This is a genomic window from Kitasatospora sp. NPDC001664, from assembly GCF_053596675.1.
The window spans coordinates 234,203-255,039 of record NZ_JBSFGS010000005.1; the positions used below are offsets into that span (position 1 = coordinate 234,203).

Annotated in this window: 17 protein-coding genes; 6 read left to right on the top strand and 11 right to left on the bottom strand. The window is 70.9% G+C overall.

What is annotated here, in order from left to right; translation table 11 throughout:
- Positions 1-142: 142 nt before the first annotated feature.
- From ACWCYY_RS09855 to ACWCYY_RS09875, 5 genes are all read right to left on the bottom strand, one after another.
- Positions 143-1,462, bottom strand: coding sequence for an extracellular solute-binding protein (locus tag ACWCYY_RS09855; RefSeq protein ID WP_345290017.1), 1,320 nt, complete (start codon positions 1,460-1,462; stop codon positions 143-145).
- 290 nt (positions 1,463-1,752) lie between these two features.
- On the bottom strand, positions 1,753-3,279 hold the full coding sequence (locus ACWCYY_RS09860; RefSeq protein ID WP_345290016.1) for a glycoside hydrolase family 3 protein: 1,527 nt from the start codon (positions 3,277-3,279) through the stop codon (positions 1,753-1,755).
- Between the two features lie 4 nt (positions 3,280-3,283).
- Entirely contained in the window at positions 3,284-4,048 is a 765-nt protein-coding gene (locus ACWCYY_RS09865) for a carbohydrate ABC transporter permease (RefSeq protein ID WP_345290242.1), read from the bottom strand.
- Positions 4,049-4,188: 140 nt separating this feature from the next.
- On the bottom strand, positions 4,189-5,184 hold the full coding sequence (locus ACWCYY_RS09870; protein WP_345290015.1) for a carbohydrate ABC transporter permease: 996 nt from the start codon (positions 5,182-5,184) through the stop codon (positions 4,189-4,191).
- 102 nt (positions 5,185-5,286) lie between these two features.
- Complete coding sequence (locus ACWCYY_RS09875; RefSeq protein WP_345290014.1) at positions 5,287-6,576, bottom strand: extracellular solute-binding protein; 1,290 nt, start codon at positions 6,574-6,576, stop codon at positions 5,287-5,289.
- 336 nt (positions 6,577-6,912) lie between these two features.
- Between ACWCYY_RS09875 and ACWCYY_RS09880 the strand changes: the two genes are divergently transcribed.
- The 4 genes from ACWCYY_RS09880 to ACWCYY_RS09895 all read left to right on the top strand — a co-directional run bounded on the left by ACWCYY_RS09880 (position 6,913) and on the right by ACWCYY_RS09895 (position 10,671).
- Positions 6,913-7,707 carry a GntR family transcriptional regulator gene (locus tag ACWCYY_RS09880; protein ID WP_345290013.1) on the top strand — a complete coding sequence of 265 codons (795 nt, stop codon included), beginning with the start codon at positions 6,913-6,915 and terminating at the stop codon, positions 7,705-7,707.
- Positions 7,708-7,882: 175 nt separating this feature from the next.
- Positions 7,883-8,167, top strand: a complete 285-nt coding sequence (locus ACWCYY_RS09885) for a DUF3311 domain-containing protein (protein ID WP_345290011.1) — start codon at positions 7,883-7,885, stop codon at positions 8,165-8,167.
- On the top strand, positions 8,164-9,804 hold the full coding sequence (gene mctP / locus ACWCYY_RS09890; protein WP_345290010.1) for a monocarboxylate uptake permease MctP: 1,641 nt from the start codon (positions 8,164-8,166) through the stop codon (positions 9,802-9,804). Before ACWCYY_RS09885 ends, mctP begins: the two co-directional genes overlap by 4 nt.
- Before the next feature lie 114 nt (positions 9,805-9,918).
- On the top strand, positions 9,919-10,671 hold the full coding sequence (locus ACWCYY_RS09895; protein WP_345290009.1) for a histidine phosphatase family protein: 753 nt from the start codon (positions 9,919-9,921) through the stop codon (positions 10,669-10,671).
- A gap of 36 nt (positions 10,672-10,707) precedes the next feature.
- Here the strand turns inward: ACWCYY_RS09895 and ACWCYY_RS09900 are convergent, their stop codons facing one another.
- The gene (locus tag ACWCYY_RS09900) at positions 10,708-11,652 is read right to left on the bottom strand and encodes a helix-turn-helix domain-containing protein (protein ID WP_345290008.1); all 945 of its coding nucleotides are present in this window, start codon (positions 11,650-11,652) and stop codon (positions 10,708-10,710) included.
- Between the two features lie 309 nt (positions 11,653-11,961).
- On the opposite strand from ACWCYY_RS09900, the gene ACWCYY_RS09905 reads away from it, so the two are divergent.
- Positions 11,962-12,456, top strand: coding sequence for a GNAT family N-acetyltransferase (locus tag ACWCYY_RS09905; protein ID WP_380150129.1), 495 nt, complete (start codon positions 11,962-11,964; stop codon positions 12,454-12,456).
- Positions 12,457-12,565: 109 nt separating this feature from the next.
- The gene (locus tag ACWCYY_RS09910; RefSeq protein ID WP_449795618.1) at positions 12,566-14,746 is read left to right on the top strand and encodes an acyltransferase family protein; all 2,181 of its coding nucleotides are present in this window, start codon (positions 12,566-12,568) and stop codon (positions 14,744-14,746) included.
- A 6-nt stretch (positions 14,747-14,752) separates the two neighbouring features.
- Here ACWCYY_RS09910 and ACWCYY_RS09915 read toward each other — a convergent pair whose 3' ends face one another.
- The 5 genes from ACWCYY_RS09915 to ACWCYY_RS09935 form a co-directional block, all read right to left on the bottom strand.
- Complete coding sequence (locus tag ACWCYY_RS09915) at positions 14,753-16,006, bottom strand: glycoside hydrolase family 113 (RefSeq protein ID WP_345290005.1); 1,254 nt, start codon at positions 16,004-16,006, stop codon at positions 14,753-14,755.
- 17 nt (positions 16,007-16,023) lie between these two features.
- Positions 16,024-17,472 (bottom strand): glycosyltransferase family 2 protein, encoded by a 1,449-nt coding sequence (locus ACWCYY_RS09920; RefSeq protein ID WP_449795619.1) that lies wholly within the window; start codon positions 17,470-17,472, stop codon positions 16,024-16,026.
- Between the two features lie 13 nt (positions 17,473-17,485).
- Positions 17,486-18,181: a hypothetical protein gene (locus tag ACWCYY_RS09925; RefSeq protein ID WP_449795620.1), complete on the bottom strand. Its 696-nt coding sequence runs from the start codon at positions 18,179-18,181 to the stop codon at positions 17,486-17,488.
- A gap of 102 nt (positions 18,182-18,283) precedes the next feature.
- Positions 18,284-19,762, bottom strand: a complete 1,479-nt coding sequence (locus tag ACWCYY_RS09930) for a glycoside hydrolase family 26 protein (protein WP_449795621.1) — start codon at positions 19,760-19,762, stop codon at positions 18,284-18,286.
- A gap of 85 nt (positions 19,763-19,847) precedes the next feature.
- Positions 19,848-20,747, bottom strand: a complete 900-nt coding sequence (locus ACWCYY_RS09935) for a hypothetical protein (RefSeq protein WP_380150133.1) — start codon at positions 20,745-20,747, stop codon at positions 19,848-19,850.
- Between the last annotated feature and the right edge of the window lie 90 nt (positions 20,748-20,837).

Below are 20,837 nucleotides of genomic sequence, written 5' to 3' on the forward strand. Positions count from 1 at the left end.
AGCCTACGGAGCGTCGGCGGCCCGGGCACGCGGAGGGCCGCCGTCCGGTGGAGCGCGGACGGCGGCCCTGGCGGTGCGTCAGGAATTCGGTGCTTCAGGACGTCGGTGCTTCAGGACGTCGGTGCTTCAGGACGTCGGTGCGTCAGGACGGCTGGTTGATCAGCTGGTCGATCTTGGCGTCGGCCTCCTGGGTGGCCTGGTCGACCGACTTACCGCCCTTGAGGATGTCGGTGAGCATGGTCACCAGCACGTTCTGCTTCTCGATCGCGCCCCAGCCGGGGGCCAGCGGGGTGAACCAGGCGTTCGGCACCGCGTTGGCCGCCGCCGCCGTGGCGGGCTTGGACTTCAGCGGGGCGAGCTGGGTCAGGTTGTTCGGCAGGGTGTCCTTGTCGACCAGCACCTGCTGCGACTTGGCGCTGGTGAACATCCGGATCCAGTCCTTGGCCGCGTCCTGGTTCGGCGACTTGGCGGTGACCGCCAGGTCCGAGCCGCCGATGAAGGAGGGCAGCGGCTTGCCGTTGGGGCCGGGCATGCCGACCACCTTGAGCACGTCCTTGAGCGCGGGGTTGCCGCCGACCGGGGCGGTGGCGGTGCCGATCTCCCAGCCGTTGCCGTAGAGCATCGCGGTCTTCTGCTTGCCGAGCACGCCGGACTGGTTGAGCTCGTTCACGGTCAGGTCGCCGTTGTTGTACTTCTTCACCAGGTCGACGAAGTGCTGGACGCCCTGCTGGGACTTGGCGTCGTGCAGCGAGCCGTGCCACTTGCCGGTGGAGTCGAAGCGGGCGATGGTGCCGCCGTAGGCCTCGACGTAGGACATCGCGGCGTACCAGTACGGGCCGGGCAGGTAGAGCGCCGAGTAGGTCTTGTCGCCCTTGCGCTTGGCCGCCACCTTGTCGAGCGCGACCCGCAGCTCGTCCTCGGTGGCCGGGAAGTCGGCGCTGCCGGTGGCTTCCTGGAACGCGGCGGTGTTGTAGATGCCGACCCGGGCGCCCGCGTAGTACGGGACGCAGTAGAGCTTGTCCTGGTACTCGCAGGTCTTGACCAGGCCCTTGATCCAGGTGTCGGAGTTGTCGTAGCTCGCCTTGTCCACCGTGGCCAGGGAATTGTTCAGGATGTACTTCATGGTCTCGGTGTTGCCGAGTTCGACCACGTCCGGCACCTCGGTCTGGCCGGCCAGCGCCGCGTCCAGCTTGGTGATCTTGTCGGCCCAGGTCTGGTAGCTCAGCTTGAGGTCGATCTTGGGGTACTTGGCCGCGAACTCGTCGTTGACCTGCTGGACCAGCTCGGGCCAGTTCTGCTGGGCCTCGTTCATCAGCCAGATGGTGACGCTGCCGGTCATCGCCTTCGGGTCCGCGCTGCTCGGACCGCCACTCTTGGCACCCGAACCACCGCCGCTCCCGCAGGCAGCCGTGCTCGCGAGCAGTGCAGCGACGCCGAACGCCGCCATGAGCCGACGGTTCACGCCATCCTCCTGGAATCGATCCCGGCCCAAGCTGTGGTTTAGACCGGATTGCTGGAGACTGGCCTAGACCAAAGCCGGTGTCAACGGATTCCGGGTGTCCAAGTGACGGACGTTGCAGACCTGTTGTGAGTCGTGTGCGATGCGTTGCCGGTCAGGCACATAGGGTTCCCTTAATGCTCCGTTAAGGCAGCCTGATGATCCGTCAGAATTCTTGTCGCGAACACGGAAAAAGCCCCCGGAAGGAATTCTTCCGGGGGCTTTTTGTTGACGTTACGTCAATTGCATTCGACTCACCGGCCGGTGAGCACCTCGACGGCCGCCAGTCCGCAGACCCGTGCGGCGCCGTGGGTGGCCACGTACAGGGCTCCGGCGGGCTTGGCCTGGGGGACGCCCATCTCGACCACCGCGGCGTCCGGACGGGCCGCCAGGAGCCTCGTCAGGAGCGCCGTCATCCACGGGTAGCGGTGCTCGTCGCGGACCACCAGGACCAGGCTGCGGCCCTCGGCGCCGGCCAGCAGGCGGTCGGCGGTGGCCGCCAGCGCCTCCGGGGTGGCGTCCTCGGGGCCGACGCTCGCGGCCTCGGTGCCCGGGAAGCGGTCGGCCAGCATGGCCGAGACGCCCCACGGGGTCTCGTAGCCGACCGCGAAGTTGGGCTCGGCGGAGAGCGAGGCGACGAACGGACGCTCCGTCACCGGGGTGAACGGGCGGCCCGGGGCGCGGACCACCTTCAGGGCCCGGCGGGCGGCCCGCAGGCCGATCGCCAGCTCCGGGTCGGACTGGCCGGCCTGGGCCTCGATCCGGGCCCAGGAGCCGAGCGCGCGGACCCGCTGGGCCGCGTCCGCCAGCCGCTCCTCGGCGAGCTCGCCGGAGCGGACGCCCTCGACGATGGCGTCGCGCAGGTGGAGCACCGTCTCCTCGTCGTCGTGGCCGCCGCCGACGCAGATCGCGTCGGCGCCGGCCGCGAGCGCCCGCACCGTGCCGTTGCCCATCCCGTAGGTGTCCGAGATGGCGCCCATCTCGATCCCGTCGGTCACGATCAGGCCCTGGTAACCCATCTGACCGCGCAACAGGTCGGTGAGGACCGAGCGGCTGAGGGTGGCGGGCAGGGCCGGGTCCAGTGCCGGGACCATGATGTGAGCGGTCATCACGGACTTGGCACCGGCCTCGATCGCGGCCAGGAAGGGCGGCAGGTCGCGGGAGCGCAGCAGGTCCACGTCGACGTCGACCACCGGCAGGCCCAGGTGCGAGTCGATCGCGGTGTCCCCGTGCCCGGGGAAGTGCTTGGCGCAGGCGGCCACGCCGGCCGACTGCAGGCCGGTGACCCAGGCCGCGGTGTGGCGGGCGCAGAGCTCGGGGTCGTCGCCGAAGGAGCGCACGCCGATCACCGGGTTGCGCGGGTCGGAGTTGACGTCGGCCGAGGGCGCCCAGTTGTGGTTGATGCCGCAGGCCACCAGGGCCCGGGCCAGCTCGCGGGCGACGTTCTCGGTGAGGGCCGTGTCGTCGATCGCGCCGAGCGCGAGGTTGCCCGGCCAGGAGGAGCCGGACGGGGCCTCGATCCGGGTGACGTCGCCGCCCTCCTCGTCGATGGCGATGAGCAGGTCCGGGTTCTCCGCGCGCAGCTGGGCGGTGAGCTCCGCCAGCTGCTTGAGGTCGATCACGTTGCGGCCGAACAGGGCGACCGAGCCGAGGCCGTCGGCCAGGTGCCGGCGCACCCAGTCCGGCGGGGTGGCGGTGCCCACGAAGCCGGGCTGCAGGACCGTCAGGGCGTCCCGGTGGAGCTGGTCGCTGCCGGTCACGGCGGGGGTCAGGATGCTCATCGGCTCAGCCCTTCACGGCGCCGGCGGTGAGACCGGAGGCGATCCGGCGCTGCACCAGGAGGAAGAAGATCACCACGGGGATGGCCATCATCGTGGAGCCGGCCATCATCGGGGCGTACTCGGTGCCGCGGGTGGTGGTGAAGTTGCCGAGCCACACCGTCGCGGTGGTGTTGGTCTGGCTGAGCAGCTGGAGCGCGTAGAGGTACTCGTTCCAGGCCTGGATGAAGCCGTAGATCGCGGTGGCCACCATGCCGGGGGCCAGCAGCGGGAAGACCACCCGGACGAACGCCCCGGTGCGGGTGCAGCCGTCCACCATGGCCGACTCCTCGAGCTCCTTCGGGATGTTCACGATGAAGCCGCGCAGGGTCCACACCGTGAAGGGGAGCACGAAGGTGAGGTAGGTCAGGATGATGCCGGAGAGCTTGTTGTACTGGCCCAGGTCGTTCAGCAGCAGGAAGACCGGGATGATCATCGCGACCAGCGGGACCATCTGGACCGTCAGGATGCCGACGATGACCACCTTGCGGCCGCGGAAGGCGAAGCGGGAGATGGCGAGCGCGGCGAGCAGGCCGACCACCAGGCCGATGGCCACGGTGGAGCCGGCGATGATCAGCGAGCGGGTGACCGGGCCCCAGAAGTCGGAGACCTCCAGCGCGCGCTTGAAGTTCTCCAGCGAGAGCGGGAACGGCAGGAACTTCGGGTCGGTGGAGATGGCGTCCTTGGACGGCTTGAGCGCCGTGTTGACCATCCAGTAGACCGGGAAGCCCATGACCACGGCGGTGATGACGCCGAGCAGGTTGTAGAGCGGGCGCCCCTTGGGGGCCTTCTCCTTGACCTTCTTGGGCTTGGCGGCCGGGGCCGGGGCGACGGGCTGCTCGGACGCGGCGGGTGCGGCGGTGTCGGTCATCGTCACTCCACCTCTCCAATCTTCAGCATCTGGCGCATGTAGACGGCGATCACGCCGAGCAGCAGCAGAACGGTCAGCAGGGCGATGGCGGAGCCCATCGAGTAGTCGTTGACCACGAACGCCTTGTCGTAGGAGTAGGTGGTGAGCAGCTGGTACTCGGGCTCGGGGTGGCCGCCGCGCATCAGGAAGACCTGGGCGAAGACGCCCATGTCCCAGATCACGGAGAGGGTGGCCAGCATGACGATGATGGGCTTGAGCACCGGCACGGTGACGTAGCGGAAGACCTTGAAGGCACCGGCGCCGTCCATCCGGGCCGCCTCCTCCAGCTCCTTGGGGACCTGGGTGAGACCGGCGTGCAGGGTGATCGCCACGAACGGGACCGCACCCCAGACCACCAGGGCCATGATGATGGTGAAGCCCTGGGTGGAGTCGATGAACCAGTTGTGCTTCTCGAAGTCCAGGCCGACCTTGGTGAGCAGCCAGTTGACGACGCCGTAGTCGCTGTCGAACATCCACTTGAAGACGGTGACGGCGACCACGATGGGCATCGCCCAGCTCGCCACCAGGGCGATGTTGATCAGCGTCTTCACCCAGCCGGAGACCCGGACCAGCAGCATCGCGATCAGCATGCCGACGATCATGGTGAAGACCACCGCGCCGACCGTGAAGAGGATGGTGCGGACCACGACGTCCCAGAAGACCGAGTCGCCGAGCACGGTGGTGAAGTTCTTGAAGCCGACCCACTCGGTGGGGATGAAGCCCCAGAGCTGGGACTGCCCGAAGTCCTGGAACGACAGCGTGACCAGCCGGACCAGGGGGTAGCCGAGGACGACCGCCAGCACGACCATGGTGGGCGCCAGCAGCAGCCACGGGGCCGCAGCGGTGCCCATCCGGCCGCCGCGCGGCGGCTTGGCGGCTCTGCCGGAGGCGGGCGTGCCCACGGATGATGAGGGCCGCTTCGGCGGCACCTTCGCGGTGGATGTGTCGGCACTCATCACGTGCTCCTCAACTACGCCTGGTCGTGCATGGAGATGGGGGCCTCACGGCCGTGGCCCGCCGGCCCCCTCGGTTGCTGAGGGGGCCGACGGGCTGACGGGTGATCAGGCCTTGTTGATGACGGCGTCGATCGCGGTGTCCGCGTCCTTCGCGGCGGCCTCGACCGTCTTCTTGCCCTGGGCGATGTCCTGCAGGGCGTTCTGCAGGATGTTCGCCTTCTCGACCTGCAGCCAGCCCGGCGCGGTCGGGACGAACCAGCTGATCTCGGCCGCGGTGGCGGTGGCCGCGGTCTTCGGGTCGGCCTTCAGGGGGCCGAGCTGGGTCTTGTTGTTCGGCAGGTTGCCGGCCTTGATCAGGCTCTCCTGCGCCTTGGTGTTGGTGAAGGCGTTGATCCACTCGGCGGCGGCGGTCTTGGCCTTCGACTTCACCGGGACGGCGAGGTCCGAACCACCCAGGAAGGTGGAGAGGTTCTTGCCGGACGGGCCGGGCATCACGAAGGAGACCAGGTTGTCCTTGAGCTTGCCACCGGTCTTGTCGAACTTCGGGTCGGCGGCGGAGCCACCCTCCCAGCCGGCGCCGTAGATCATGTTGGACTGGCCCAGGCCGTAGACGATGTAGCGGTCCGCGTCGTCCTTGGTCAGGTCGCCCTTCATGTACTTGCCGACGGCGTCCTTCCACGCGGTCAGACCCTTGATCGCCTCCGGGGAGGAGAGCGAGGCCTTCCACTTGTCGCCGTCCTGCTTGGCGATGGCGCCACCGGCGTCGGCCACGAAGGACATCGCGGCGTACCAGTCACGGGACGGCTGGTACCAGGCGGAGAACTTGTCGCCCTGCTTGGCCTGGATCTTGTCCAGCGCCGCGGTGAGCTCGGCGTAGGTGGTCGGCGCGGCGGTCACGCCGGCGTCGGCGGCGATGTCCTTGCGCCAGGTGGCCACGCGGGCACCGGCGTAGTAGGGGACACCGTAGGTCTTGCCGTTGTACGTGGCGGAGGCCTTGAGGCCGTCGAGCCAGGCGGAGCTGTTCTCGAACTTCGCGACGTCCAGCGGGGCCAGCGCGCCCTTGATCATGTAGGGCAGCATCTCGGTGTTGCCCATCTCGACGACGTCCGGCACCGAGTCGGTGGCGAGGACGGAGTCGAACTTGGTGTTCTTGTCCTTCCAGCCGTAGTACTCGTGGTTGACCTTGATGCCGGGGTACTTCGCGACGATCGCGTCGTCGGCGGCCTTGACCAGCTCCGGCCAGTTCTGCTGGGCGTCGACGGTCAGCCACACGGTGAGGCTGGTGGGGGCGGCCTCCGCCTTGTCGCCGCCGGCGGGCTTGGAGTCCGAACCACAAGCCGCGAGACCGACGACCATTGCTGCGACGCCGACCGCCGCGATGAGCTGACGCTTCACGCCATCCTCCTGAGGGATGCCCGGGTTGCCCCCACCGGGGGCAGGCGACATACCCGTGCATTTCGGCAGGAATGGTGTCGCGAACCCTTGGGACGGGGTTGGGGAATTCAGAGTTGGTCTCAGTGGTGTAGACCAGATGTCTGGAGCTTGGCCTAGACCAATGGGCGTGTCAACGGCTCCCCGAGCAAACCGGACCACCCGTTATCAAGCCGACACCGCTCATCGTTCATCGTGTGATGAGCTCCCCGTTGACAGGCCATACGTGCAACGATGTGTGCCGTTAACGGACGAGGCGGGGCCTGGGAAGGCGCCGCCAGGAGCGGGAGATACGGCCGAATGAGCAGCGACGGGGGCACCACGGCCCAGGTGACCGAACCCGAGGCCCAGAGCCTGCCGACGCAGTCGGCGGCCGACCCGACCGCGCGCGTCCCCAAGTACTACGGACTCAAGCGCCACCTGCTCCAGCTCACCGAGACCCAGCCGGCCGGCACCCCCGTCCCGCCGGAGCGCGCGCTGGCCGCCCAGTTCGACACCTCCCGCACCACCGTCCGCCAGGCCCTGCAGGAGCTGGTGGTCGAGGGCCGGCTGGAGCGCATCCAGGGCAAGGGCACCTTCGTGGCCAAGCCCAAGGTTGCCCAGGCCCTCCAGCTCACCTCCTACACGGAGGACATGCGGGCCCAGGGTCTGGAGCCCACCTCCCGCCTGATCGAGATCGGCTACATCAGCGCCGACGACCGGCTGGCCCCGCTCCTGGACATCAAGCCCGGCGGCCGGGTGCTGCGGATCGAGCGCCTGCGCCTCGCCAACGGCGACCCGATGGCGATCGAGGTGGCCCACCTCTCCGCCAAGCGCTTCCCCGCCCTGCGGCGCAACCTCGCCAAGCACAACTCCCTCTACACCGCACTGCGCGAGGTCTACGGCGTCACCGTCGCCGAGGCCGAGGAGACCATCGAGACCACCCTGGCCGACCCGCGCGAGGCCGGCCTGCTCGGCTCCGACCTCGGACTGCCGATGCTCCAGCTCTCCCGGCACTCCTTCGACGCCGAGGGCGCCCCGGTCGAATGGGTCCGCTCGATCTACCGCGGCGACCGCTACAAGTTCATCACCAGGCTCCAGCGACCCGCCTCCTGACGGAGTAGGAGCGGTTCCGTCCGCTATCCGAAAAGTTCCCACCGGGGTGGTGACACGCGTCACGCCAGGGCCCAAGATGGCGCCTGACAGTCGATCACCCGGGTGCTGCTCGGCGGGCGTGCGGATACCCGTGCGTTGCGGCGCATGAGGTGACCCCTCATCAGGAGCCGCTTACATGTCGTCAGAAAGCACTGGGGCGCGGCAGCTCCCGGTGGTCACCCCCGCGCGGGTGCTCGCCGGGATCTGCCTGCTGCTGCCCGTCGTCGCGATGCTCTGGGTGTCCTCGTACACCAAGGCCACCCCCGAGATCGCCGGGGTGCCGTTCTTCTACTGGTACCAGCTGGCCTGGGTGCCGCTCTCGGCGGTCTTCACCGTCGCGGCCTACCTGCTGCTGCGCCGTGACGAGCAGGCCCGCAAGGCCGCCGCGGGGCCCTCCTTCGAGAAGGGTGCGTCCGCATGAGCCACACCGGGGTCAACTGGACCGCGCTGACGGTCTTCCTGCTGTTCTTCGTCCTGGTCACCGTGATGGGCTTCCTGGCCTCGCGCTGGCGCCGGGCCGACGACGCGCTGCACCTGGACGAGTGGGGCCTCGGCGGCCGCAGCTTCGGCACCTGGGTCACCTGGTTCCTGCTCGGCGGCGACCTCTACACCGCCTACACCTTCGTGGCCGTCCCGGCGCTGGTCTACGGCGCGGGCGCGGCGGGCTTCTTCGCGGTGCCCTACACGATCGTGGCCTACCCGCTGGTCTTCCTCTTCCTCCCCCGGCTCTGGTCGGTCTCCCGGGTGCACGGCTACGTCACCCCGGCGGACTTCGTGAAGGGCCGGTACGGCTCCAAGGGCCTGTCGCTGGTGGTCGCCCTCACCGGCATCCTGGCCACCATGCCGTACATCGCGCTCCAGCTGGTCGGCATCCAGGCGGTGCTGGACGTGCTCGGGGTCGGCGGCAGCGCGGACGCCAACTGGTTCGTCAAGGACCTGCCGCTCTTCCTGGCCTTCGCGGTGCTGGCCGCGTACACCTACTCCTCGGGCCTGCGCGCCCCGGCGCTGATCGCCTTCGTCAAGGACACCCTGGTGTACCTGGTGATCATCGTCGCGGTGATCTACATCCCGATGCGGCTCGGCGGCTACGGCGCCATCTTCGACTCGGCGGCGCAGAAGTTCTCCACCGTCAACCCGGCCACCGGCAAGCCGGTCGGCTCGCTGATCACCGGCCCCAAGGCGCAGTGGACGTACGCGACCCTGGCCTTCGGCTCGGCGCTGGCGCTCTTCATGTACCCGCACTCGGTGACCGGCGTGCTGGCCTCCAAGTCCCGCAACACGGTGCGCCGGAACATGGCCATCATGCCCGCCTACTCGCTGATGCTCGGACTGCTCGCGCTGCTCGGCTTCATGGCCATCGCGGCGGGCGTCGGCAAGGGCGTGAAGGGCTTCAACCCGCAGCTCTCGGTGCCGCAGCTGTTCGAGAACATGTTCCCGGACTGGTTCACCGGCGTGGCCTTCGCCGCGATCGGCATCGGCGCGCTGGTCCCGGCCGCCATCATGTCGATCGCCGCGGCCAACCTCTTCACCCGCAACATCTACAAGGAGTACCTGAAGCCCGGCGCCACCCCGGCGGACGAGACCAAGGTCGCCAAGATCGCCTCGCTGCTGGTGAAGGTCGGCGCGCTGGCCTTCGTGCTGCTGATGGACAAGCAGTTCGCCATCAACCTCCAGCTGCTGGGCGGCATCTGGATCCTGCAGACCTTCGTCTCCATCGTCGGCGGCCTGTTCACCCGGTGGTTCCACCGCTGGGCGCTGCTGGCGGGCTGGGCGGCCGGCATGGTCTACGGCACCTGGAAGGCCTACGGGGTCTCCTCCGCCGCCACCAAGCACTTCGGCGGCAGCTCGGCCGAGATCCCCGGCGTCGGCGAGATCGGCTACATCGGTCTGACCGCCTTCGTGCTCAACGTGCTGGTCGCCGTGGTGCTCACCCTGGTGTTCAAGGCCCTCAAGGCCCCCGAGGGCGTCGACGAGACCAGCAAGTCCGACTACACCGCCGAGGCCCCGAAGCCGGCCAGCGGTGCGCCCGAGGCCCCGGAGCCCGTCGCGGCGCACTGACGGCGCCACGGCGCACCGATCCGTGACGCGCGCGCCCTGTGATCGCGCCGTCTTCCCGGTCAACACTGGGAGGACGGCGCGATCATTTGGTAGTACGACCAACGGGGAGATCACGTGGACCACAGCAGCATCACCGTCCTCAACGGGCACCGCACCGACAGCGGCGAGGGCCGGCGAACCCCCCTGCCCTCGCTGCTGATCGCCACCAGACACGGCGAGTCGACCGCCAACATCGAGTTCCAGCTGGCCGCCGAGACGGGCGCGATGGCCGTCCCGATCACCTGCCGGGACGCCGACATCCCGCTCTCGCTGCACGGCCAGGCCCAGGCCCAGGCGCTCGGCCGCTGGTGGGCCGCCCTGCCCCCGGCCGACCGGCCCCGCTCGGTCTGGTGCTCGCCGTACGTGCGCACCGCCGAGACCGCCCGGATCGCGCTGGCCCAGGCGGGGGGCCTGGGCGCGGTGCCGGTCGGGCTGACGGTCCGCCACGACGAGCGGCTGCGCGACCGCGAGCTGGGCGTGCTGGAGATGCTCACCCCGGCCGCGATCGAGAAGGAGCACCCGGCCGAGGCGGCCCGCCGCCGCAAGATGGGCGAGCTCTACTACCGCCCGCCCGGCGGCGAGTCCTTCCTGGACGTCGCGCTGCGGGTGCGCAGCCTGCTGCGCGACCTGGCCGAGGAGGAGGACGGCCGCCCGGTGCTGGTGGTCTCGCACGACTGTCCGGTGCTGATGATGCGCTACGTGCTCGACCGCCTGACGGAGCGCCAGCTGCTGGACCTCGCACCGGTGGCCAACTGCTCGGCCGGCGTCTGGCGCGCCCACGGCGGCCGCCTGGCGCCGGAGCTCTGGAACTCCACCGACCACCTCTGAGGCCCGCCGGGCCCCGCCGGGCCTCTCCGGGCGCCGTCAGCCGAAGGCCCTCCGGTAGGCCTGCGGGGTGGTGCCGAGCCACCGGGTGAAGTGGTGCCGGAGGGTGGCCGCGTTGCCGAAGCCGCAGGACGCGGCCACCGTCTCCACCGGGTCGTTGGTGCCCTCCAGCAGACGCTGGGCCAGCAGCAGCCGCTGGTTGGTGAGCCAGCGGTGCGGGGTGGTGCCGGTCTCCTGCTGGAAGCGGCGGGCGAAGGTGCGCGGCGACATGTGGGCCCGGGCGGCGAGCTGTTCCACCGTCAGTTCGCCGTCCAGGTGGCGGCGCAGCCAGTCCAGCAGGCCGCCGAGCGAGTCCTCGTCGCAGTCGGGCAGCGGCCGGTTGACGAACTGCGCCTGCCCGCCGTCCCGGTGCGGGGCGACCACCATCCGGCGGGCGATCCCGCGCGCCACCTCGGGCCCCTGGAGCTTGCGGACCAGGTGCAGGCAGGCGTCGATCCCGGCCGCCGTCCCGGCCGAGGTGATCACCGGATCCTCGTCCACGTAGAGCACGTCCGGCTCGACCCGGGTGAGCGGGAAGCGCTCGGCCAGCCGGGCGGTGTGCTTCCAGTGGGTGGTGGAGCGCCGGCCGTCCAGCAGTCCGGCGGCGCCGAGCAGGAACGCGCCGCTGCAGATCGACAGCACGCGGGCGCCGCGCTCGGCGGCGGCCCGGAGGGCCTCGATCAGCGCCGCCGGGTACTCGTCCCGGACGTGGGTGGCGGCGGCGATCACCAGATCGGCCTCGGCCAGCTTCTCCGGCCCGTGCTCCACCTCGATCCGGTACCCGGCGTGGGTGCGCAGCAGCCCGGGGGCCTCCCCGGCGACCGCGAACTCGTAGACCGGCAGGCCGTCCTCACCCCGGTCCAGACCGAACACCTCGGAGGCCACCCCGAGTTCGAAGGGGTGGACCTCCTCCAGCACCACCGTGACCACGTTGCGCAGCGTCATGGGACCAGCCTGCCCGATGGCAGGATATCGACGCAATGGGTCATTCCTGCCACTCGTGGCGGCCCGCGCCCGGCGGGAGAGTGGAGCCATGGACACCTCGACGCTCCACAGCGCCCTCGCCCTCGCCGCCGTGACCGGCGCGTTCGCCCTGCTCGGCCTGCTGATCGGCCGCGACCTGGCCCGAACCTCCCGCCACGGGCGCGACAACTGGCACCGCCCCGGCGGCTATCCGCGCGAGGCCGAACCGGGCGCGGCGCTACGCGGCACCCTGCCCGCCCCCTCGGACCCGAGCTCCGGCAGACTGACCGGATGGACATCGTCATCCGACCGGCCGTCGAGGCCGACCTCGAGGCCGTCGGCCGCATCACCCACCAGTCCTTCGTCGGTGACGGCCACAGCCCGGCCGACGGCCCCTACGCCTCCCAACTCCTCGACGCGCGCCCCCGGTTCGAGCAGGCCGAGCTCCTCGTCGCGGCCGACCAGGGCGACGGGCAGCTGCTCGGCTGCGTGACCTTCGCGGCCGGCGGCACCCCGTTCGCCGACATCGCCGGGCCGCACGAGGGCGAGATCCGGATGCTGGCGGTCTCCGGCGCCGCCCGCGGCCGCGGCGTCGGCGAACTGCTGGTCCGCGCCGCGATGGCCCGCAGCCGGGAGCTCGGGCTGACCGGGATGGCCTTCTCCACCCGCTCGTCGATGACCGCGGCCCACCGCCTCTACGAGCGGCTCGGCTTCGCCCGCACCCCGGAGCGCGACTGGGAGGTCCGCCCCGGCGTGGTGCTGCTGACCTACGGCCTGACGTTCTGACCGGTCCGGCCCCAGGGCCGGTGAAGCCGCCCGCCGACGCCGCACTATGCTCGGACGGCCGTGGAGTGCAGCCTCCACCGCCCGAGGACCAGGACAGCTAGGGGGATCAATGCGGGACATGCCGCACAACGGCACGCCCGTACCGGCGTACACCCTGCAGGACATGCGGGAGGCCCGGGGGTCGGCCGTCGTCCCCGGCCGGAGCCGGTACGCCGTCGACCTCCCGCTCCCCCTCCCGTACGACCCGGCCGCGGCGGCAGCCGGGTCGGCCGGCCGCTACCAGGCGGTGGACGGGCTGCGCGGCCTGGCCGTCCTGTCGGTGCTGCTCTACCACACCAACTGGTTCGAGCGCGGGCTGTTCGGCGTCGACGCGTTCTTCGTCCTGTCCGGCTTCCTGGTCACCCTGCTGCTGGTGCGGGAGCTCCACGACAGCGGCCGAATAGCCCTCGGCCGGTTCTACCGCCGACGGGTCAAGCAGCTGCTGCCGGGACTGCTCGTCACCCTGCTGCTGGTGGTGGCCCTGGCCCTGCTGACCAGTCCGCTGCACGAGGTCCGGCGCCTGCGGCCCGAGGCGCTCGCCGCGCTGGGCCAGGCGGCCAACTGGGCCCAGCTCCACCGGGGTGGCGCGTACTGGGACCACTACGCCCAGATCGACCCGCTGGCGGCGATGTGGTCGCTCGGCATCACCGCGCAGTTCTACCTCGTCTGGCCGGTCCTGCTGGTCGGCGTCCTCCTGCTGTGCCGCCGGTCGGTGCCGGCCGCCGGTGCGCTCACCCTGCTGCTGTGCGCCGGTGCCGCGGCGGTGGCACCGCTGCGCTGGGACGGCGGCAACAGCGACCGGCTCTACCTCGGGACCGACGGCCGGGCGGTGGCCTTCCTGGCCGGCGCCACCGCCGCCCTCCTGGTGCACCAGTGGCAGCGCCGCACGCACCGGACGCGGCGCGGCGGCGGCTCCTCCACCGGCCTCACGGTGGTGCTCACCGTCCTGGGGACGGCCGCGCTCGCCGGGCTGGTCTGGCTGAGCGTCATCACCACCTCGTACCACCAGCCCTGGCTGTACCGGGACGCCGGGCTCGCCGCGGTCGCCGTCCTGGTGGCCGTGCTGACGGTCTGTCTGTGCCACGACCGCGGCCCGCTGGTCCGGGTGTTCTCGTTCGCCCCGCTGGCGGCCACCGGACGGATCTCCTACGGCCTCTTCCTGCTGCACCTGCCGGTGTACTGGGTGCTCCAGCAGCACACCGACAACGCCGGCCCGGCCGTGCTGCTCGGCTTCGGCGGCGCGGTCTCCTGGCTGGCCGCCTGGTTCCTGCACGGCTTCACCGACCGGGTCCGCAAGGCCGAGTGGCGGATCGGCCGGGCAGTGCCGCTGATCACCGCGGCCGCCGTGGCCGCCGGCGCCGGCGCCTGGTACCTGCCCCAGGTCTTCGAGGCCCGGACGCGTCCGGGCGGCGGGCCCGTGGTGCTGGCGCTGGGCGACTCGCTGGCGCAGGACCTGGCCGCCTCGGTCCAGCAGTACGGCAGCCGGTACACGGTGGTCGACGGCGGGATCAGCGGCTGCGGCCTGTTCGGCCCGGACTCCGTCCGGGTCGCCTCCGGGCAGGAGCTGCGGACCAGCGAGGAGTGCCGGGACCGGGAGACCCGCTGGCGCGAGCAGCTGGCCGGGGCGGCGCCGACCGCCGTGGTGATCCACGTGGGTTGGGACGCCACCGAGCAGAACACCGGCGGCGCCCGGCTCTCGCCCTGCGCCCCGGAGTACCGGGAGCTCTACTACCCGCGGCTCCAGGCCGCGGTGGACCTGGTCCGCAAGCAGGCCCCCGCCGCCAAGGTGCTGCTGATGAACGAGCGCATCTGGAACGGTGCGATCAACCTCAGGTGGGGCTCCTGCTACAACCGCCACGTCGAGGACTTCGTCCAGGCCTCCGACGGCGCCGTCCAGCTCCTCGACCTGGAGAAGCTGCTCTGCCCCCGGGGTGCCTGCGACGCCACCGACGAGAACGGCTCGCTGCTCAACCCCCGCGGCAGCGGCACCTACCTGGCGCCCGCCGGCAAGCGGCTGGTCGGCCCCTGGCTGACGGAGCAGCTGGACCTGGCCCTGACCGCCCCGGCGGCCGAGCCCGCGGCCACGCCCGAGCCCACCGCCGCGCCCTCACCGACGGCCCCCGGGCCGAGCCCGTCCCCCTCGCCCTCGGCCTCGGCCACCCGCAAGCCCGGCGGGCCGAGCACCCGGCCGCCGACCACCCGGCCGTCCGGCTCCCGGACGGCCACCGCGACCAGCCGGCCGACCGGCTGACGGAAGTCAGCCCTGCTTCTCGGGTACCTGGTAGGTGCCCGAGAAGCAGTCCCGGATGGCCTGTTCGGAGGACGGGCGGCCGGCGAACTCCATCCGCGGGGTCTTCTCGTTCGCCGCCTTGCCCGGGTCCGTCCCGAAGTACGCGGACCAGAAGTAGACGCCGCCCAGCTTGCGTTCGGCCGCCACCTGGCAGACCGCGGTGAACCACGCGGGCTGCGCCCTGTCGTTGCTCGCCCGGACGGTGTAGAAGTCACCGGGCGTCTGGAAGGCGCCCTGCTGGGCCGGGATGCCCACCTCGGTGAGGGTGGTGCCGGGCAGCGGACCCTTGCCCTTCTTGTCCAGCCAGGAGTTCCAGGACGCCACCAGTTCGGAGACCGGGGCGTCGTCCCCGGCCTTCTTCGCCGGGAAGTAGGCGTCCACGCCGATCTCCTCGGCGGGCACGCCGATCGGACCCTTCACGTAGTTGTCCCAATTGGCGTCGTAGCCCACCCGACCGTGGTAGAGCGTCTTGGCCTGCTCGATGAGCGGCTGCCAACGCGCGTCCCCCTCCAGCGAGTTGAACTCCGTGCCGATGGTGAATCCGGCGGCCCGGTGCTCCTCCGCCATCTTCAGGTACGGCTTCAGCAGCTTGGTGTACGCGGCGAACCACTTGTTCCGGTCGGACGGCTCGATGCTCCCCCGCCAGTCCCCCTGCGGCGACTGGAGCGCGCCCTCGTCGAGGATCGGCCGCACCACCGTGCGCAGTCCGGCCCGGTGCGCGGCGTCGATCAGCAGGGCCACCCGGTCCGGGGAGGGCGTGGTCGGCTCGACCGACAGCAGGTTCGAGGTCTTGCCCTTGGTGTAGAAGGGGAAGGAGACCGACATCGAGTTGGCGTTCAGCCCGACCACGTACCGCACGATCCGGTCGGCCTTGCCCTGCACGTAGTTGTCCGGGTCGGCCGGGTCGTCGAGCCAGTAGACCTGCACCCCCCACTCCGGGCTCCCGGGCTGCCACGGCTTGGCCACCTTCGGCCCGCGGTAGGTCTCGGCCGGGTCCGGGCTCGGGGCGGCCTTGCCGCCCTGCACGGTGGCGGCGGCGGACGGCACGACGGGGGCGGCGGACGGACCACCGGTCACCGCGCCCGGCTCCGGCACGACCTGCTTCGCCGCGACCGGCACCGCGTGGTCGAACTGGATCGGGTGGTCGCCGAAGACCAGCGGGACGGCGACGGTGGCTCCGACGATCACGACCGGGGCGACGAAGATGATGTGACGCTTCACTGTGGGTCCTAGGCCGGTCAGGCGGGCTTGGCGATGACGACGAACTTGTTCTCCTCGCGCCGCAGGAACTTGATCAGCCCCCGCAGTCCGCCCCAGCCCTCCAGGAAGGAGAACACCGGGATGAGGGCGACGATCGCCATCGGCTCCCACCACTTGCGGCGGTGCTGGGCCGAGGAGATCACGTTGAGCCGCAGCCCCTCCCAGTAGGTCCAGATCACGTAGGCGAAGTTCACCGCCCAGATGAAGACCACGGACTGGGTCACCGGCGAGGTGTTCATGGTGCCGGTGAACCAGGCGAGCAGCATGACCAGCCCGACGTGCTGGAGCGGCCCCAGCACCCAGCTCACCATGCCGATCCCGATGAAGATCCGGAACCGCCGCGGGATGGTCGGGTTGAAGCAGAGGGCGACCAGCCCCCAGGCCCACCGCTCGCGCTGCTTCAGGAAGTCCTTCACCCCGGCCGGGGAGGCCCCGTAGCAGCGGCCGTTGAACCAGTCGCTGCGGCCCGGGTAGCGGATGCAGAAGTTCAGCGCGTGCTGGGCGTCCTCGACGATGGTGTCCGGGCCGAAGTCCCAGCCGATGGTGGCCTCGACCGACGCCCGCATCAGCAGCAGCTCACCGTGCACGCCGGCGGTCGGCGTGCCGGTGCCGGTCATCGCCCGGAAGCGCGCGATGTCGTCCGCCGGGCGGATCGCGTCGGCGAGCCAGGTGAAGGTGTTGACCGCGTTCTCGCGCGGGTACGTCAGGATCCCCTGCGCCATGTGCTTCGCGTCGTCGCCGGCCCGGCGCTGACGGTTGACGAACTGGGCGGTGGCCGCGGCGGTGTCAGGCCCGACACCGGTGTCGTCGTCCATGTGCAGGACCCAGACGTCGTCCTCGGCCTCGCCCTCGGCGATCCGCAGCTCGTGCGAGTAGTGGTTCGCCCGGGCCTTGAACTTGGTGCCGTTGGGCGTCTGGTAGGCCTTCGGCACGGTGACCACCCGGATCAGCGGGTTCCGCTCCGCGAGCCGGTCGATCTTCTCCCCGGCCTCGCAGCCCTCCTCGGTGAGGATGTCCACCCGCATCCAGGGGAAGTACGGCGGCAGGTGGTCCACGTACGAGAGCACCGAGCGCTCGAGCGCCGGGTAGGTGTCGTGCCGGCCGATGGTCGGCACCAGCACGATCAGGTAGTCGTCCTCGGCCGGGGCCGGCGGCACCATCTGGCTCACCTTGCGCAGGCGCCGACGGACCATCAGCACGCCCTGGAAGCCGATCATGACGCCGATGATCGGCATCGACCAGACGATGGTGATCACCCAGCCGAGCAGCGTCGGGTTCGGCACGAAGGCCCAGAGCGAGAAGCCGAAGATGACCAGGAACGAGACGTAGAACGGCAGGAGTCCCGGCTTCCAGTCCTGGTGCCGTTCCGCCAGTCGCTGCGCCTCACGGGATATCGTGCCCACGGGCCGCACAGGTGCTGTCGTCATCTCCAACTACGTTTCACTCGGCGGGACTTCGGCCGGGCGCCGGCTGCCCGAGCGGGTACTCGTCCGGCTCCGGCCGGTACGGGGCGGCCGGTGGGGCCTGCTGGACCCACCCCTGCTCCGGCACGGCCTGCGCGGGGGCGGCCTGGACCGGAGGCCGGCCCTGGGCCGGCCCCGGGAAACCGTACCCCGACTGCGGCGGCGACCCGAACTGCGGTGCGGGGCGCATCGGTTCCTCGACCCGCCGCTGCTGGTCGGCGAGGAGGAACGAGCGGCCCAGCACGACCACCAGACCGGCCGTGACCAGGAGGCCCACCGCGAAGGTCGACAGCTTGAGCCAGCCCTCGACGGTCCCGGTGAACCACTCGCGCTGCGGGGCGTCGAGCAGCGCGCCGGTCAGGCTGCGCAGCCGGTTGTACCCCTCCACCAGGGCGACGCCCATCACCACGCCCCGGGCCCAGTACCGCCCGCCGAGGATCAGCCAGGCCGAAACCAGGTAGACCACCGCGTAGTTGAGGTTGTTGGTCTCGGCCTGCGAGGAGCCGTCACTGACGCCGTAGTAGAAGATCCCCTGGACGAAGGTGACGAAGCCCACCTGCCCGAAGCAGTTGTACGCCGCCCAGATCAGCAGGATCGCGCCCCAGCCGCCCGCCACCACGGCGGCCGGCCGGACGTGCCGCCCGGCGTATCCGAGCTCGGTCGCGTAGGACACCGGTTGCCCCCCTGGTGATGGCCGGTCAAATGCGGCTAGCCTGCCACACCGTTCCGACGCCGTTGACACCGGGTTCGATCGTCCGGGCGATCGTTATGAAACTCAGTCCAAGTGCAGCGCCGACCAGTCCTGGTTCGCCCCGAAACGCCCCGACCCGCCGGTGATCGCCAACGGGCTGTTGTAGGTGTCCTTGACGTCGGACAGCCGGTTCACCACCGGCCCGGGGCTGACGTTCCGTTCGGTGAGCGACTGCCCCCACACCGTCCACATCGTCCACGGGGTCTGCGCGAGCGTGTCCTGCTGACGGGAGTTCACCGGAACGGCGAACGACTCGGCCAGCACCCGGGGCTTGCGGTACGCCGAGAGGCCGTCGTAGTAGCGCTTGGTCCACAGCTCGCCGGTGCCGATCGGGTCGGTCGGGCTGCCGCTGTAGTCGTCCACCCCGACCACGTCGACGTACCCCTCGCCCGGGTAGTAGTCCCAGGGCTCGACGCCCGGGGCACCGTCCCAGGAGACCGGGGTCCAGACGAAGATCAGGTTGTGCAGCCCCCGGGTCTCCACCAGGTACCGGTAGGTGATCGTCCAGAGCTTCTTGAAGTCGGCGCCGGTCTGCCCGGACCACCAGAAACTGCGCTGGCAGTCCTGGTTGTTCATCTCGTGGTACGGCCGGAAGAGCACCGGGACGTCGTGCGAGGCCAGGTACTCCAGATGGTCCGCGAGGAAGCGCAGGTCCTCCATCAGGGCCTTGTTCTCGCGGGTGCCGCCCGCCTGGTCGACCACCCGGCCGAACCACTTCGGGTCGGTCGTCCGGGGGGAGCTGCGGCAGAGCACGTTCTCGAAGGACTTCACCGGGGCACCGGGGTACGGCTCGTGGAAGGACATGCCGACCATCCCGGCCGGGGCGCCGCCGTTGTCCGGCAGGGCCGTGGTGCTGCCGTCGCAGTTGCGCTGCGCGCCGCCCTGACCGGTCCCGTAACTGCCGTCCGCCGCACGGGGGTAGCCCGACCAGACCGCCTTCAGCAGGTCCACCGCGTCGTCGGTGTACTGCCACTTGGCCTCGCAGGACGGCCAGCGCCCGGCCGAGTAGCTCCGCTCGTTGCCGACCCCCCAGGTCGACTGCCCGTACCCCGGCCCCAGGTCCGTCTCGACGAACCCCGGCAGCTTGCCGGTGATGTCGGCCGCCTTCTTGTAGTAGTAGCCGGCCGGCTTGGAGCCGGCGAAGTCGCCGTAGGAGGTGTTGTAGAGCTCGTTCTGCAGCTCCACGTGCTGCCCGATGACCGTGCCGCGCGGCTTGCCCGAGCGGGCGGCCTGCTCCAGGTCGGCCAGCATCTGGAAGACCGCCCGGGCGTTGGGCGAAGCGGCCGGGTCGCGCTTGAGCAGGTCCTTGCCCAGGTCGGCCGGGACCGGACGCGGCGTCGGGGACGAGGTCGGGTCGGGCCCGGACGGGGTCGGGGCCGCGGCGGGCCCCGTCCCGTCCTCCGCACCGCTGACCGCTATCACCGTCGCGCACACGACCGAGGCGGCCAGCGTCACGGCGGCCAGCGTCACAGCACCGCCGTGCCGGCCCCGCAGAGATCTCACGGACTCCCCCTGAACGATCCTGATCATCCTTGACGGGGAGACAGTATCCGGACCACCGGGCGGAGCTGACTCCGGGTCACACCGGTCAGCCGGCCTGCGAGAGGGCCCGCTTCTCCAGCGTCGCGCGCACCCGGGCGGCGAAGCCCGGCCCGGCGTCGGTGGCGACCTTGTCCGCGACGACGCCGCCCTCCTTCGCCGAACCCGCGGCCGTGAAGTAGGCGAACCGGCCGAGCGAGCCGTGCGTGTTCGCGCAGCCCACCTCCTGGCAGAAGTCCTTCATGCCCTCCACCTGGAGGCCCTTGATCTGCCCGTTGACGTTGTTCGTCGCCGTCTCCGCCTGGAGCCGCTTGTCGAAGACCGCCACGCCGACCACCACGGCGCTGTCGTTCAGCACGTAGGTGGCCCGCAGCACCTGCCGGCAGCCCTGGTTCTCGATCACGTCCGCGAGCCCGCCGGTGATGGCGTGCCAGCAAGGGGTGACCGTCGTCGCGCTGCGCCGCGTCCAGGTGGCGCCGCCGAAGTCGATGGTCTGGTCGGGGAAGAACGCGGCCGGGTCCACCGGAGCCTTGTCCGTGCTCGCGTCCCAGATGGCCTTGAGCGACGCGTCGTCACCCGCGAGCGGGGTCCCGGGAGCCGGCACGGGCGCCTTGCTCTCCCCCGCGGTGGCCGTCGGGCCGGAGCCGGTCTTCCCGGCCGTGGGGCTGTTCGAGGCCGCTCCGGTCGGCTTGGCCACCGGGTCGCCGCCCTTCGAGGACACCGAGACCGCCACCGCGACCAGCCCGCCGACGACCGCGAGCGCGACCACGCCGAGCAGCAGCCGCATCCGGGTCTTGCGCTTGGCGTCGTCCTGCGCCCGCTGCGCCATCGCGTCCCAGTCCGGTCCGCCGGGCGGCGGGCCGAACGCCGGATACTGCTGCGGGTACTGCGGGTACTCCTGACCGGGCTGCTGCCCGTTGCCACCGTTCATGCCCACCCCATCACTCATGTGCGCAGATCCTAGGCCATCGCCGGAACCCCCAGACAGGGGTGGTCCCGGGTCCTGACAAGGCCTCCCGCCGGGCCTACGCCCATCACT